This window comes from Actinosynnema sp. CS-041913, from assembly GCF_050942485.1.
In the GTDB taxonomy this organism is placed as follows: Bacteria; Actinomycetota; Actinomycetes; order Mycobacteriales; family Pseudonocardiaceae; genus Actinosynnema.
This window is the reverse complement of the sequence record NZ_CP192037.1, coordinates 6,502,358-6,516,758: the sequence shown is the minus strand read 5'-3', so window position 1 is coordinate 6,516,758 and position 14,401 is coordinate 6,502,358. Positions and strand designations below refer to the sequence as shown.

The 14,401-nt window shown below is 70.6% G+C and carries 13 protein-coding genes; 5 read left to right on the top strand and 8 right to left on the bottom strand.

Features of this window, described 5'->3' with window-relative positions; all coding sequences use genetic code 11:
* Positions 1 to 147: 147 nt before the first annotated feature.
* Entirely contained in the window at positions 148 to 1,221 is a 1,074-nt protein-coding gene (locus ACQPZF_RS28900; RefSeq protein WP_433262233.1) for a YeiH family protein, read from the top strand.
* On the opposite strand, the gene ACQPZF_RS28895 is transcribed toward ACQPZF_RS28900, so the two are convergent.
* The 6 genes from ACQPZF_RS28895 to ACQPZF_RS28870 all read right to left on the bottom strand — a co-directional run bounded on the left by ACQPZF_RS28895 (position 1,195) and on the right by ACQPZF_RS28870 (position 7,041).
* Entirely contained in the window at positions 1,195 to 1,686 is a 492-nt protein-coding gene (locus ACQPZF_RS28895; protein WP_433262231.1) for a YkvA family protein, read from the bottom strand. The genes ACQPZF_RS28900 and ACQPZF_RS28895 overlap by 27 nt on opposite strands.
* A gap of 165 nt (positions 1,687 to 1,851) precedes the next feature.
* The gene (locus ACQPZF_RS28890) at positions 1,852 to 3,075 is read right to left on the bottom strand and encodes a family 2 glycosyl transferase (RefSeq protein ID WP_433262229.1); all 1,224 of its coding nucleotides are present in this window, start codon (positions 3,073 to 3,075) and stop codon (positions 1,852 to 1,854) included.
* A 54-nt stretch (positions 3,076 to 3,129) separates the two neighbouring features.
* Complete coding sequence (locus tag ACQPZF_RS28885) at positions 3,130 to 4,692, bottom strand: FAD-dependent oxidoreductase (RefSeq protein ID WP_433262227.1); 1,563 nt, start codon at positions 4,690 to 4,692, stop codon at positions 3,130 to 3,132.
* A complete protein-coding gene (locus ACQPZF_RS28880) occupies positions 4,689 to 5,528 on the bottom strand; it encodes a ferredoxin (protein ID WP_433262225.1) in 840 nt (279 codons plus the stop codon). Before ACQPZF_RS28880 ends, ACQPZF_RS28885 begins: the two co-directional genes overlap by 4 nt.
* 167 nt (positions 5,529 to 5,695) lie before the next feature.
* Complete coding sequence (locus ACQPZF_RS28875; protein WP_433262223.1) at positions 5,696 to 6,451, bottom strand: DUF4142 domain-containing protein; 756 nt, start codon at positions 6,449 to 6,451, stop codon at positions 5,696 to 5,698.
* A gap of 11 nt (positions 6,452 to 6,462) precedes the next feature.
* Positions 6,463 to 7,041 (bottom strand): hypothetical protein, encoded by a 579-nt coding sequence (locus ACQPZF_RS28870; RefSeq protein ID WP_433262221.1) that lies wholly within the window; start codon positions 7,039 to 7,041, stop codon positions 6,463 to 6,465.
* 177 nt (positions 7,042 to 7,218) lie between these two features.
* Here ACQPZF_RS28870 and ACQPZF_RS28865 point away from each other — a divergent pair, with 177 nt between their 5' ends.
* Both ACQPZF_RS28865 and ACQPZF_RS28860 read left to right on the top strand, forming a co-directional pair.
* Positions 7,219 to 7,782: a sigma-70 family RNA polymerase sigma factor gene (locus tag ACQPZF_RS28865; RefSeq protein ID WP_433262218.1), complete on the top strand. Its 564-nt coding sequence runs from the start codon at positions 7,219 to 7,221 to the stop codon at positions 7,780 to 7,782.
* Between the two features lie 4 nt (positions 7,783 to 7,786).
* The gene (locus ACQPZF_RS28860; RefSeq protein ID WP_433262216.1) at positions 7,787 to 8,524 is read left to right on the top strand and encodes an anti-sigma factor family protein; all 738 of its coding nucleotides are present in this window, start codon (positions 7,787 to 7,789) and stop codon (positions 8,522 to 8,524) included.
* 686 nt (positions 8,525 to 9,210) lie between these two features.
* Here the strand turns inward: ACQPZF_RS28860 and ACQPZF_RS28855 are convergent.
* Entirely contained in the window at positions 9,211 to 9,555 is a 345-nt protein-coding gene (locus ACQPZF_RS28855; RefSeq protein ID WP_433262214.1) for a DUF742 domain-containing protein, read from the bottom strand.
* A 436-nt stretch (positions 9,556 to 9,991) separates the two neighbouring features.
* On the opposite strand from ACQPZF_RS28855, the gene ACQPZF_RS28850 reads away from it, so the two are divergent.
* Positions 9,992 to 10,747, top strand: coding sequence for an ABC transporter ATP-binding protein (locus tag ACQPZF_RS28850; protein WP_433262211.1), 756 nt, complete (start codon positions 9,992 to 9,994; stop codon positions 10,745 to 10,747).
* Positions 10,747 to 13,284 carry an ABC transporter permease gene (locus tag ACQPZF_RS28845; protein WP_433262209.1) on the top strand — a complete coding sequence of 846 codons (2,538 nt, stop codon included), beginning with the start codon at positions 10,747 to 10,749 and terminating at the stop codon, positions 13,282 to 13,284. The genes ACQPZF_RS28850 and ACQPZF_RS28845 overlap by 1 nt, the downstream gene beginning before the upstream one ends.
* Before the next feature lie 23 nt (positions 13,285 to 13,307).
* Here the strand turns inward: ACQPZF_RS28845 and ispG are convergent, their stop codons facing one another.
* Positions 13,308 to 14,399 carry a flavodoxin-dependent (E)-4-hydroxy-3-methylbut-2-enyl-diphosphate synthase gene (gene ispG / locus ACQPZF_RS28840; protein ID WP_433274727.1) on the bottom strand — a complete coding sequence of 364 codons (1,092 nt, stop codon included), beginning with the start codon at positions 14,397 to 14,399 and terminating at the stop codon, positions 13,308 to 13,310.
* Between the last annotated feature and the right edge of the window lie 2 nt (positions 14,400 to 14,401).

Genomic DNA, 14,401 nt, shown 5'->3' with positions numbered 1-14,401 from the left:
GGTGCTCGTTGCCTTCCCGCATTGTGGAGCGTGAGCGATGGGCGGACGACCTCGGGGCATCAGCGAGGACTGGTTGGCCGTGATCGTCGGCCTGGCGCTGTTCGGGCTGGCGCTGGCCGGTGTCATCACGCCGGGCCTGGTGCCGTGATGGCCACTTCGGAGCAGACCCGCAAGCCGCTGCTCGACGCGGCGCTGGGCGTCGTGGTGGTGCTCGTGCTGTCGTGGGCCGCGCGCTACCTGTCGACCACCGTCCCGAAGGCCACCAAGGGCACCGGCCTGGAGGGGATCGGGGCGTCGGTCGAGTTCCCGATCTACGCGATCCTGCTGGGGCTGCTGGGCAACGCGGTGCTCAGCGCGACCGGCGTGCGCGAGCGGCTGTCCGGCGGGTTCCGCACCGAGTTCTTCATCAAGACCGGCCTCGTGCTGCTCGGCGCGTCGATCAACCTGGGCGTGATCGTGTCCGCCGCCGGGCCGGCGATCGTCCAGTCGGTGGTCCTGATCAGCGTGGTGTTCGGGTTCTCCTGGTGGCTGGGCGGGAAGCTCGGCCTGGAGGACAAGCTGCGGGCGCTGCTGTCGGCGGCGGTCGCGATCTGCGGCGTCAGCGCGGCCATCGCGGCGGCGGGCGCGGTGCAGGCCAAGCGCGAGCAGCTCGCCTACAGCGCCAGCCTGGTGATCGTCTTCGCCCTGCCGTCGATCTTCATCCTGCCGCTGGCCGCCACGGCGCTGGGGCTCGACCCGCGGGTCACCGGGGCGTGGATCGGGGGCAACATCGACACGACGGCGGCCGTGACGGCGGCGGGCACGTTGGCGGGCGAGGAGTCGCTGCAGATCGCCACCATCGTGAAGGTCACGCAGAACGCCCTGCTCGGCGTCGTCGCGGTGGCGCTGACCGCGTACTTCGCGCTGAAGGTGGAGCGGAAGCCGGTCGGCGTGTCGGCGGGGCGGCAGCTATGGGACCGGTTCCCCAAGTTCGTGCTCGGGTTCCTCGTCACGTCCGTCCTGGCGACCGTCTACCTGGCGAACGTGCCGTCCGGCAAGGCGGCCATCGGCGTGGTGAACGACCTGCGGACGTGGTTCCTGATCCTGGCGTTCGTCAGCATCGGGCTGGAGTTCCGGGCGGGTGCGCTGAAGCAGGCCGGGTGGCGGCCGGTGGGCGTGTTCGCGGCGTCGACCGGCGTGAACGTGCTGGCCGCGCTAGGGCTCGCGGTCCTGCTGTTCTGACCCGGCGCCCTTCTGCTCCGGCCCGCTGCCCTTCCGCCCGCGTTCCCAGTTCAGGTACTGGCCGGCGGCGGTGGACAGGCTGGTGAGCAGCCACACCGCCACTCCCGCGTCGTCGGTGATGCCGACGACCGGCAGCAGTTCGGGCAGGATGTCGATCGGCGACACGAGGTAGACGATCGCGAAGCCCCACTGCGCCAGCCGGGACGTGGGCAGGCCGTACGCCTTGCGCTGCCGCAGCAGGCGGGGGAGCGCCTTGGCGCGGGCGATCACCGAGCCGACCGGCTCCGGTTCGCCCCGTTCGACCCGTTTGCGCTTGCGCCGCGCGACGCCGAACACGATCGAGCCCGCGGCCAGGACGAGCAGCGCGACGCCTACCGCGACCGGTGGCAGTCCGACCACGTCGGCATCGCGCCACAGCAGGGTCGACACCCCGATCGCGGCGAGCATGATACCGAAGAAGACCACCGGCACAGGGTATCCACTTTCCGCTGATCAGCTACCGCTCGACGCGCGCAGCCCCGGGGTCTTTCCCGCCGGAGCGCGCACAGCGGGCGGCCGTCACGGGTGCGGCGGTCACCGGGTGGGCGTGACGGGAGCGGGCGTCACCGAGCGGGCGTCACCGATTGGCCGTCACCGGACGGGTGCGCTCAGGGCGGGTTCGTCGTTGAAGCCCGCCCAGTGCCGCACGTCGAACCGGTCCGGCCCGGTCGTGCCGCCCAGCACGATGCCCCTGCCCTGGACCGCGCGCACGGTTCGCGCCGCCTGTCGGTCCAGCAGCGCGTCGACCTCGCCGTCGGCCAGCCCGTCGATCTCCTCCCAGAACGTCAGCACCCGGTTCACGTACAGCGCCACCAGGTGGTCCCGGGCCGGCTCGAACCGCCCTTCGGCCACGGCGGCGAGCGCGTCGGCCAGGATGTGCGGCCAGTCGTCCGCGGTCACCCGCAGACCCCACGGCGCGGGCCCGACCCCGCACGCCGACGGGAACAGCGTCCGCACGCCGTCCCGGTGCGCGTCGAGATACCTCGCGACCGACGCCGACACCCGCGACACGACCGCCGGGTCCTGCCGCACGGCCGCGCCGTCCACCGCGGCCCGCGCCCCGGGCGCCTCCGACCCCGGCGGACGCAGCCGGTCGGTGCGCAGGACGACGTGGAACAGCGAGTCCAGCACCTGCTGCGGCAGCCGCAGGATCTTCGGGAACGGCGAGTTGTGCAGCTTGCGCCCCAGCGGCACCTCCACCACCCGCAAGCGCTCGCGCAGGGCGTTCGCGGTCAGCCACACGTCGATGCCGTACAGGTGGGCGCTGTCCGGCCGGTGCCACCCGCGGGACCGCTCCAGGAACGCCCGGTTGAACGCGAACTCGCCGCCGATGGGCTGCTGCACGTGCACCCCGAACACCGCCGCCAGCAGCGGGCTCGCCAGGTGGTTGGTGGTGTTCGCCTCGTACCGGTTCCGCCGGTACGCGGGCACGGCCAGCACCGGCTCGGCACCTGCCACGGCGTCCGCGAGCCGGCCGATCCACGCGGGCTCCGCGGACCGCACGTCCGCGTCGAGCAGCAGCACCCGGTCCGCGGCCAGCTCCAGCGCCCGGTCCATGATCGCGAACACGTTGGTGCCCTTGCCGGTGCCCGCGCCGCCCGAGCCGGCCACCACCTTGCGGGACCGCAGCGGCGTCTCGGCGAACCGCCGCACGGTGCCGTCGGTGCTGCCGTTCTCGGCCAGCACGACCACGTTCGTACCCGTGGGGAAGGCGCGGTGCAGGCCGGCGTCGGCGGCGAGGGCCACCGCGCCGACCGTGCGCGCCTCGTCGCGGGCCGGGATCCCGACGACGGTGGTGCCACTCCGGTCGGCCATGGGTCCGGATGCTGGGTGCACCGGGTTACCGAACCACCGCCTCCGGGTAACGGCTCACCGGGGTCTGTCCCGCGGTCCGGTGCGGACCAGCGGCCGGGGGTGCGCCCTGGTGCGGACCACCGGGGCGTGCGGCGGTATCGGCAGCGGCTGCGACTCCTGCTGCTGGCGGGGCACCTCGTACCGGGCGGGCTCCAGCCGTTCGACCCGCGTCGGGTCCGGCTCGTACCGCTCCGGCTCCGGCTCCGGTCGGGACGGGACCTCGAAGTGCGTCGGCGGAGCGTCGAACCGGGATGGTGCGGCGTCGCCCCCTGCCGGCGGGGAGTCGAACCGGGTCGGCGGGGCCTCGTACGGCACCGGCTGGGGTGTCCGCCTCGGCTCGGCGAGCTGGTCGGGCGGCGCGAGGTGCTGGGGTCGCCGCCGGGGGCCGGACACCGTGACCCGGTTCTGCCGCCACAGCTCGGTCGACAGCTTGATCATCGCGGTCGGCGCGTCCAGCCCGACCATCCCGACCAGCCGGCCGTCGTCGACGAACCCGGTGATGGTCCGGTGGTCCTTCTGCGACCCGGCCAGCGTCGTGGTGTCCTTGCCCATCGCGGGCAGGCCGGACCCCTGGATGCGCATCCCGTACTGCTCGGTCCAGAACCGGGGGACAGGGGTGAACGGCCGCGAACTCTCCCTGCCCGCCAACAGGTTCTCCGCGGCCGCCCGCCCCATCTCCACCGCGTTGAGCCAGTGCTCGACCCGCCGCGGCCGTCCTCCGAAGCGGAGGTTGGGCCACTGCGCCACGTCGCCCGCGGCCACGATGTCGGTCCCGCCGACCACGTGGCACGTGGGGTCGCACAGCACCCCGTCCTCCAGCACCAGCCCGGACCCGCGCAGCCAGGCCACCGACGGCGAGGCCCCCACGGCGATCACCACGACCGCCGCGAAGAACACCTGCCCGTCCGAGAGGTGGATCGCCACCCCGCCCGCCTGCGGCATCCAGTGCCGGATCTTCACGCCCATCGCCATCCGCACGCCCCGCGCCCGGTGCGCCTCGGTGACGGTGTCCGCGATGTTCTTGCCGACCGCGCTGCCGAGCAGCGTGCTCGACCGGCTCACGATCGCCACGTCCCGGCCCATCGACTTCACCGAGGCCGCCATCTCGCAGCCGATCAGGCCGCCGCCGACCACCACCACCAGCCCCTGCGTGGAGTTGATGGCCTGCTTGATCGCGATCGCGTCGTCCACCGTGCGCAACACGTGGATGCGCTGGTCCTGGCGCGGCGCGCCCTGGAGGTGCCGGGGCTCGACGCCGGTGGCGATGATCAGCCCGTCGTAGCCCAGCTCCTCGCCGCCGGGCAGTCCGACGACCCGCCGGTCCGGCTCCAGGTGGGTGGCGGCGGTGCCGAGCCGCCAGATCGCGTTCAGCTCGCGGCTGATGGTCAGCCGCAGGTCCGAGGCGTTCAGCTCGCCGTTGATGGCCTCCTTGGACAGCGCCGGCCGGTGGTAGGGGAGGTGGCGCTCCGCGCTGACGATCACGATCTCGCCCCGGAACCCCAGTTCGCGCAGCCGCTCGCCGGCCCGCAGCCCGGCCAGCCCGCCGCCCGCGATGACAACCCGTTCCTCGTTCTTCACCGGACACGCTCCCGCAGCTCGATGGCGCGCATGGGGCACGCCCGCGCGGCGGCTCGCGCCTTGGCGAACAGCTCCGGGGGCGGTCTGCGCTCGTAGCGCAGGCGCTCGTCGTCGACGAGCTGGAACAGGCCCGGCGCCTCGGCCTGGCAGATGCCGTAGCGGTGGCACCGCTCGTTGTCCACGCTGATGTCCAGGGCGCTGCCGCCCGCGCCGTCCGGCTCGGGCTCGAAGCCCGGCTCCGGCTCCAGCATGCCCAGCCGCACCAGCACGTGCGGCGGCAGGAAGCGGGCCAGCGCGATGGTCGCCGTCGGGACGAGGACGCTCAGGCCCGCGACCCACAGCAGGGCGAGGTTCCCGTTGGCGGTGGCCCCGAACCACGAGTGCACGACGGCGAGTCCCACGGCGGCGTACGCGAGCTGGTGCAGCCGCAACCACTTGCGGTAGTAGATCTTCTTGCGCAGCCCCGCGGTGAACGCGACGGCCAGCATCAGTTCGAGGCCGACGATGCCCAGCGCGTGCCGGAACAGGCCGCCGTCCAGGAACGGCACGGTGATCTGCGTGAAGGCGAACGGGGCCGTCCGCATCAGGGTGAACGCGAAGGCGTGCAGGGAACCGAACGCCAGGGCGAGCGTCGCCAGCACCATGTGGCTGTTGCGCAGGCCTTGTCTGCCGGTGATCTTGTTGGCCCAGCCGGTCGCGATCAGCACGCCCCAGCACAGGGTGGCGCACATGAACGCGTAGGCCAGGCGCGCCGAGATCTGCGCGACGTGGCGCACGCCGGCGTCGTGGTCGCCGCCGGTCGCCTGGGCGATCAGCAGCGGAACCTGGGAGAACACGGTGAGACCTCCGAGATGGCGGGAGAGAACTCGCAGGTGGTGGGAGGGGACGACCCGCCCGGTGGGGCCGCGCAGGAGTGGTCACGACCGCACCGGGCGGGTGAAGGGTGTAAACAGTTCCGCGATGGTGTCGCTGTGGTGTCGGGACTTCCGGCCACCACCTCCTCTCACTTGACGTCGGTTTTGGGCCGCAACAGGCGCAGGATCCCGAGGGTCACCACCGCGCCCGCCAGGCACATCAGAAGGACGGTCAGGGGATTCGGGCCGGTCTGGCCGACCGCCTGGGAGGTCCGCAGCGGATCGGCGGTCACCGTGCCCCGCGCCGGCTGCGCGCCGGCGGCGACGGGCTTCGACAGGCCCATGTCGGTGACCATGTTGGTGCTCTCCAACAAGGTCATGTGCTTGAGCACGATCTGGTTGCACACCTGGGCGAACTGCCGGATGGCCTCGTTGCGGGTGTTCGCGCGGACCGTGCCGATGGCCGGGAAGATCGAGCCGTGCGCCGCCCGCAGCCGGTTGGCGAACGAGTCGTCGAACGCGGCGCCGGTCCGCGACCGCATCTCCGCCATCCACGACTGCTGGTCGGCGTTGGCCTCGTCCGGCAGCGCCACCCCCATCTGCCCGGCCAGCCGCACGACCCGCTCGTCCAGGAACATGTGGTCGCTCGCGAGCTGGGCGCCGACGTCCTTCACCCGCTGGCTGGCCGCGCGGGTCTTCGCCTCCTCGCCCATGGGCATCTCCCACAGGCCGGCGAGGCGGACCTTGACCAGCAGGTCCTTGTCCAGCGCGGTGATCGGGCCGAGCGGCGTCTGCTCCACCGGGCCCCCGCCCGGCGGGTCGTCGGCGCGGGCCGTGCCCGCGAACGCGGAGCTGAACAGCACCAGCAGACCGAGCACGAACGCGCTGAAGCGCTTGGCTGACATGGGTGGGTTCCTCAGTTGCCGTCGCCGGTGGACCCTGGTGTGTCCGCCGCGCCGTCGTTCGCCTGCGCCTTCTTGCCCTCCGGCGTGATGGCGAACCACGTGCCGCCCTTGCCCTGCCCCGCCAGGTCGCCGGCTTTCTTGTCGCCGGTGTACCGGTACAGGGGCCAGCCGGCCAGCGTGACCTGCTTCTTGCCGTCCGACCGGGCGACCGACCCGACCAGCGTCGGGTCCACACCGGACGTCATGGTGTGCTCGCCGACCAGCACCGGGGGCCACGTCTTCAGGCACTCGCCGTCGCAAGTGGACTTCGGCGGTTTCGCGGTGTCCTTGTCGTACCGGTACAGCGCGAACCCGCCCGCGTCGGCCACGAACCAGCCGACCTGCTTCGACTCGGTGGCCGACAGCATCTGGTGCGGCTCCTTGCTGAATTCCGGGTTCTGCTGGAGAGTCGTCGTGCCGGAGTTGACGCCTCCCGCGCCGTTCTGGCCGCCCGCAGTGCTGCCGGTGACCGCGCCACAGGCGCTGACCAGCAACAATGCCGCGGCAGCCGGAACAACCAGCACTGCCTTTCGGGAACGTCGACCACGCATCGTTGGTCCTTTCTCCTGCTGGCGGGTTCCGCCGAAGGGCCTAGCGACCGGAGGTCCCGGTCCGGCCAACGCAGCGGATACCGGGAAGTACGGACACGATGCGGTGACGGTTCACGAACAAATCGGGGACTTTTTCTCCCGTCAAACCCTCGACTTCACACCCGTTCGCGCGCTTGGATGCGTGGCGTGGCGCGGCACAGACGCAGCACTCAACCCCAAAGAGATCACGCTTGGCCGGAACTCAGTCTGGAAGACGAGCTGATCCGCAGGCTCTACCAGGAGTTCGGCAGTGCGCTGCTCGGGCATGCCATGCGATTGACGGGCAGTGACCGGCAGTGGGCAGAGGACATCGTGCAGGAGACGCTGGTTCGGGCGTGGCGCAACGCCGAGAAGCTGGAACGGGATCCCGTCCTGCTCCGCTCGTGGCTGTTCACCGTCGCCCGGCGGCTGGTCATCGACGACCGCCGCAAGCGCAGCGTCCGACCGCAGGAGTCGGAGTTGACGCCGTCCGATGAGGCCGCCGTGCGGGACGAAGCGGACCGCACCCTGGCGGCGATAGTGGTGGCCGAGGCGATGAACGGACTGACGGAAGAGCACCGGGAGGCTATTCTCGAAACGTATCTGAGGGATCGCACCGTCGGGGAAGCGGCAGCGGTGCTCGGCGTGCCGCCGGGCACGGTCAAGTCCAGGGTTTACTACGCACTCCGCGCCCTGCGGCGGGCATTGCAGGATCGGGGCTGACAGGGTGACTTCGCGGCCGGACCACGTGGACGTGGCGGCGTACGTCCTCGGCATCCTCGATGAGGACGAGGTGGACGCCTTCGAGAACCACCTCGCCCAATGCCGACGCTGCGCGCTGGACCTGCGCGATTTCGCCGTACTGCCAGACCTCCTGGACGAAGCCGACGCGAACGGCATGCTGCGCGCCAACGCGGGGGAGCGCCCCGACGGCCGCTCCGTGCGCGCGATGCTGGACTCCGTCTCACAAGACCGATCACGACGACGACGCAACACGGTGCTCCTGGCCGCCGCCGCGGCCGTGCTGCTCGTCGTGCTGACCGCGGTAGTCTCGGTCAGCTTGTCACCTTCGCAGAACGACAACGTGGCAAACCCCAACACTTCCTCGACGGTGCCGGGGCCGACGGCCGTGGCGAAGAACGCCCCCGACGTCTCCGGCACCGTCACCCGCACCGACTCCGCTACCGGTGTGTGGGCCAGGATCAACGCCACCGCGGAGCCGTGGGGCACCGCGGTGGCCCTGGAAGTCAAGGGCGCCAAGGGTCCTACTCGTTGCGAGCTGGTGGCCAAGGCCGGGAACGGTGAGACGATGGTCGTCTCGTCGTGGCTGGTGGGATCGTCCACCCCGGACAAGGAACCGGTGCGGATCAACTCGGCCGTCGGGCTGAGGTGGCACGAGATAACCGAGTTCTCGGTACGGGACACCAAAGAGGGCACAACCCTGGTCCGACTGCCCACTTCCTAGAGCTGTCCATTCAGGACGGTGGTGGACGAACGCCGAACCTCAAGGCCGCACTGGCACCGCGACCCAAAGCTTGCGCGAGCACACCGACTCAAGGCTTGCGCGAGCACACCGACCCAAAGCTTGCGCGAGCACACAAGAGGGGCCTCGTGTTCTCCCCGTATGGCCTGCCCGCAGGGCAACCGCGCTTGTCAAGGAGGTGCAAGCACGCTCTTCGCTTGCGCCTCCTTGACAAGTGTGGTGGTCTTTGACAGGTCATACGGGGAGAACACGACGCCTTGGCATTTCCTCCCCGGAGGCCTGCCCAGCGGCGAGCGCCCGCTCTTCGTCTTGAAGCGGTCGCGATCGCGCTGAGTCAAAAAGCTACAAGCGTCCTCGCCGGACAGGCAGGCCGCCAAGGATGATCACAAAAGCAAGACTCGGGCGTCGTGCCATCCCCGCATGACCTGGTCAAAAGACAACCACCCTTGTCCTGGTAGTGCAAGCGAAGTGCGTGCTTGCACTACCAGGACAAGCGCGGTTCCCTGCGGGCAGGCCATACGGGGATGACACGCAGCCCAACCGGGGGTGTGCGCGCTGCGCGCGCCACTGCGAAGAGCGCTGCGCGCGGGCTGTGTGTGGGCTGCGTTGGCGGGGCCGGGTTGGGTTGGTGGTGCCGTCCGTGTCTGTCAGTCGGCTGGCCGCGTTGGTCAGATTCGGCGTAGGCCGGTCAGGACTCGTTCCATCAGTTCGATCGACGGTCTGCCGTCGCCGGCTAGGCCGGCTTGTTCGTGCACGTTGATCAGGGACATGTCGGACATGTCCGCCAGCAGTACGCGGACCACTCCCAATGGGAGTCGCATGCGTGCCGCGACTTCCGCCACGGAATGGGGGTGTCGGCACAGGTCGCTGATGATCCGGTGTTCGGCGGTCGACGTCAGTGCGTCGCGTCGGGCCTGTTCGTTCGTCGACACGATCGTCTCGATGGCCAGCGTCGTGGTCGAGCGTGTCCGCCCGCCGGTCCTGGTGTAGGGGCGCACCCGGAAGGTTGACACCACCAGCTCCTCAAGCGGTCGATGATCTTCTCGGCCGAGTGTTCATGGTCACTGACGACGCCAGACCCTACGGCCGGCAAGGGCTCCTGTCTCGATGTTCCCGGCATGTGGGAAGGATCGCGGGTCGTTGCCACGGTCTGTGTCGTGTTGCTTCCCCGGAGTGTCTGAACCTTTCGGGAAGGGTCGGATGATCGGGCTGGTAAAAGTTGCTTACGAACCGTCAGTGGATCGGAATGGCGAGCTTTTGCATTGATATGAGGTGAATCGTTATCCGTCCACCTGTATCCGGCCGGTGAACCGCGACCTTCGGATCGGCGCGTACCGGGGATTTCCCTGAGTTCGAATCAGGGTTGGCGCCGGACGCGTTACCGCGCTCCACCGTGGACCATTGCCGAGGGACGGCGACTGCCGTCTGCGAGGGGCACTGGAGGATCTGGTGACGGGCAAGACGGAGTCCGCGGCGCGAGCGGTGGATGTGTGGAAGTCCTACGGGACGGGGGAGGCCGCGGTCACCGCGTTGGGTGGGGTGAGCGTCGACTTCGAACGCGGGCGGTTCACCGCCATCATGGGGCCTTCCGGGTCGGGCAAGTCGACCCTGATGCACTGCCTCGCGGGGTTGGACACCATCGACTCCGGGGACGTGTGGATCGGTGGCACGAAGGTCAACGGGTTACGGGACAAGGGGTTGACCGACCTGCGTCGGTCCAAGGTGGGGTTCATCTTCCAGCAGTTCAACCTGCTGCCGACGCTCACCGCCGAGGAGAACATCACGCTGCCGCTCGCCATCGGCGGCAAGAAGGTCGACCGGGACTGGTTCGACACCGTGGTCGACACGGTCGGCCTGCGCGATCGGCTGAGCCACCGGCCGACCCAGCTATCCGGCGGGCAGCAGCAGCGCGTCGCGTGCGCCCGCGCCCTGGTGGCACGGCCCGAGGTGGTGTTCGCGGACGAGCCCACCGGCAACCTCGACTCGAAGTCCGGCGCGGAGGTGTTGGGGTTCCTCCAGCGGTCCGCGCGCGAGTTCGGGCAGACCGTCGTGATGGTGACGCACGACCCGAACGCCGCGTCGTACGCGGACCGGGTCATCTTCCTCGCCGACGGGCGGATCGTGCGCGAGCTGCACCGGCCGACCGCGGAAGCGGTGCTGGACACGATGAAGCACCTCGACGGTGACGAACTGGTCGTGGTGTGATGCTGAAGGCGACGCTCAAGAGCGTGCTGGCGCGCAAGCTGCGGCTGGTCCTGTCCGGACTGGCCGTGGTGCTGGGCGTGATGTTCGTGTCCGGCTCGTTCGTGCTGACCGACACGCTCGACCGCTCGTTCAAGAGCCTGTTCACCACCATCTACACCGACGTGGACGTGCAGGTCGCGCTCAAGCCGAAGATCGAGGGCGACGACCAGGACGGGGCGCTCGCGGGCACGCTCAGCGGCGACGACCTCAAGGCCGTGCAGTCGGTCGACGGGGTGCGGAGCGCCGTCGGCGACGTGACGGGCTCCGCCCGCCCGATCGGTGAGAACGGCAAGGTGCTCACCACCTCCGGCGCGCCCCGCATGGGCATGGCGTGGCGCGACGGCGGTCAGCAGCAGTTGCGGGAAGGCCGGCCGCCGCAACGCGACGACGAGATCGCGATCAACGCCTACCTCGCCAAGACCGGCGGGTTCCAGGTCGGCGAGCGGATGTCCGTCGTCACCCTGGAGACCAAGAAGGACTTCACCGTCGCCGGCATCTTCGACTACCCGGGCAACCGCGACTCGCTGGGCGGCGAACTCACCACCGCGTTCACCGAGCCGGTCGCGCAGCAACTCCTGCTCGGCGAACCCGGCGCGTACAGCGGCATCACGGTCCGCGCCGCCGACGGTGTGGCCGAAGACGCGCTGCGGCAACGGATCCAGCAGCGGCTCGGCGACGGGTACCAGGTCAAGACCGGCGAGGAGCTGGCGAAGGACCAGGCCGACGCGATCGGCGAAGGCCTGGCGTTCTTCAACTACATCCTGCTCGGCTTCGCGGGCATCGCGCTGTTCGTCGGCATCTTCATCATCCTCAACACGTTCTCCATCATCGTCGCGCAGCGCACCCGCGAACTGGCGCTGCTGCGGGCGATGGGCGCGAGCCGCAAGCAGTTGGTCGGCACCGTCGTGCTGGAAGCGGTGGTCATCGGACTGATCGCCTCCGTGGTCGGCCTCGGCGCGGGTATCGGCGTGGGAGCGTTGCTCGCCAACATCTTCAGCAGCGTCGGCGGCGGCAGCCTGCAACTCGCGGGCATCGCGGTGCCCGCCAGCGCGGTGATCTCGTCGTTCGCGGTGGGCATCATCGTCACGGTGCTCGCGGCCGTGCTGCCCGCGCTGCGCGCCTCGCGCATCCCGCCGGTCGCGGCGATGCGGGAGGCCGCCACCCCGGACCGGCCGCTGACCCGGCCGACCATCGCGGGCGCGGTGCTGGCCGCGGCCGGCGGCGGGCTGCTCTGGTACGGGTTCTCCGACGCCGCGCTGTGGTTCATCATGTCCGGGCTGCTCACCGCGTTCGTCGGCGTCGCCCTGCTGACGCCGCTGATCAGCAGGCCCGTGGTGTCGCTGATCGGCAAGCTGCTGGCCTGGTCCATGCCGGGCACGCTGGGCCGCCGCAACTCCGCGCGCAACCCGCGCCGCACCGCCATCACGGCCGCGGCGCTGATGGTCGGCATCGCGCTGATCACCGGGGTGAGCGTCATCCTCGCCTCGGCCACCACCAGCATCACGAAGGTGGCCGAGGGCCAGGTCAAGTCCGACCTGATCATCTCCGGCGAGGCGCAGGGTCCGGGCGGCGACGCGACGTTCGCCCCCGACCGGCTGGACCAGGTGGAGCGGCTGCCCGGGGTGGACTCGGCGTTCGGCTGGTACTCCGACCGGATCCTGGTCGACGGCACGCAGCAGTTCGCCGTCGCCGTCACGGACGTCGCGGCGATGCAGCGGCAGTTCGGCCTGGAGAGCCGGAGCGGCACGTTCGCCGACCTGCCGCCCGGTCAACTCGCGCTGGACGACGACATGGCGAACACGCTGAACCTCAAGCAGGGCGGCACGGCCACGGTGCAGACCACCAGGGGCGAGGCCGTCACCTACACGGTCGGCCTGGTGTACGCGAAGAACAACGTGCTCACCAACGCGATCGTGCTGCCGGTGGACGCGGCGCGGGACTTCCGGGTCCAGCAGCTCAGCAACGCGTTCGTGCAGGTCCGGTCCGGCACGGCGGTGGCGGACGTGCAGCAGCGGGTGGAGCCGCTGTTCTCGGACAACCCGGAGATCACCGTCCAGGACCGCAGCGCGTTCGTGCGGCAGCAGGCGTCCCAGCTCGACACCGTGCTGGTGATGATCCAGATCCTGCTGGCGCTCGCGATCCTCATCGCGGTGCTGGGCGTGATCAACACGCTGGCGCTGTCGGTCATCGAGCGAACCAGGGAACTGGGCCTGCTGCGGGCGATCGGCATGCGCCGCGCCCAGGTGATGCGGATGATCACCGTGGAATCCGTGGTGATCTCCGTGTTCGGCGCCCTGCTCGGCCTGGCCGTGGGCACCGCGCTGGGGGTCGCGGCGGTCCGGGCGCTGGCGGACGAGGGCTTCACCGATCTCGGCATCCCCTGGACGCAGCTAGGCGGCTACCTGCTCCTCGCCGCCGTCATCGGCGTGGTCGCGGCGATCCTGCCCGCGATCCGCGCCGCGCGCCTCAACGTGCTCCAGGCGATCTCCTACGAGTGACGCGCAGCGCCGGAGCCCGTTCCTCAGGCGGGCTCCGGCGCTGCCAGCTTCACCGCCTCTTCGAGGAGCGTTTCCACGATCTTCGACTCGGGAACGGTGCGCACCACCTCACCCCGCACGAAGATCTGCCCCTTGCCGTTGCCCGACGAGACACCGAGGTCCGCCTCCCTGGCCTCGCCGGGACCGTTGACCACGCACCCCATGACCGCGACCCGCAGCGGCACCGGGAAACCCTCGAACGCGGCGGTCACCTGCTCCGCCAGCTTGTACACGTCGACCTGCGCCCGCCCGCACGACGGGCACGACACGATCTCCAGCTTGCGCGGGCGCAGCCCCAGCGACGCCAGGATCTGCGCGCCCACCTTGACCTCCTCCACCGGTGGCGCGGACAGCGACACCCGGATCGTGTCGCCGATGCCCTCCGCCAGCAGCACGCCGAACGCGACCGACGACTTCACCGTGCCCTGCACCAGCGGCCCGGCCTCGGTGACGCCCAGGTGCAGCGGGTAGTCGCAGGACCGGGCGAGCTGCCGGTAGGCGGCGACCATCACCATCGGGTCGTGGTGCTTCACCGAGAGCTTGAGGTCGGTGTACCCGTGCTCCTCGAACAGCGAGCACTCCCACAGCGCCGACTCCACCAGCGCGTCCGGGGTGGCCCCGCCGTACTTGCGGTACAGCCGCTGGTCCAGCGAGCCGGCGTTCACGCCGATCCGGATCGGCACCCCCGCCGCACCGGCGACGCGGGCGATCTCGCCCACCTTGTCGTCGAACTTCCGGATGTTGCCCGGGTTCACCCGCACCGCCGCGCACCCGGCGTCGATCGCGGCGAACACGTACCTGGGCTGGAAGTGGATGTCGGCGACGACCGGGATCGGCGACTTGCGCGCGATGGCGGGCAGCGCGTCGGCGTCGTCCTGGGACGGCACCGCGACCCGCACGATCTCGCACCCGGCGGCGGTCAGCTCGGCGATCTGCCGCAGCGTGGCCTCCACGTCGGCGGTGGGCGTCGTGGTCATGGACTGCACGCTGACCGGCGCGTCCCCGCCCACGTCGACGCCGGCGAGGGACACCTTGCGGGACAGCCGGCGGCGCCGGACCGGCGGGATCAGTTGCAGCG

Bases quoted from the DNA above. Each gene is read 5' to 3' on its own strand.
- ACQPZF_RS28900 (WP_433262233.1), top strand. From the start codon at position 148: ATGGCCACTTCGGAGCAGACCCGCAAGCCGCTGCTCGACGCGGCGCTG.
- ACQPZF_RS28890 (WP_433262229.1), bottom strand. From the start codon at position 3,075: ATGGCCGACCGGAGTGGCACCACCGTCGTCGGGATCCCGGCCCGCGAC.
- ACQPZF_RS28875 (WP_433262223.1), bottom strand. From the start codon at position 6,451: ATGTCAGCCAAGCGCTTCAGCGCGTTCGTGCTCGGTCTGCTGGTGCTG.
- ACQPZF_RS28870 (WP_433262221.1), bottom strand. From the start codon at position 7,041: ATGCGTGGTCGACGTTCCCGAAAGGCAGTGCTGGTTGTTCCGGCTGCC.
- ACQPZF_RS28865 (WP_433262218.1), top strand. From the start codon at position 7,219: ATGCGTGGCGTGGCGCGGCACAGACGCAGCACTCAACCCCAAAGAGAT.
- ACQPZF_RS28845 (WP_433262209.1), top strand. From the start codon at position 10,747: ATGCTGAAGGCGACGCTCAAGAGCGTGCTGGCGCGCAAGCTGCGGCTG.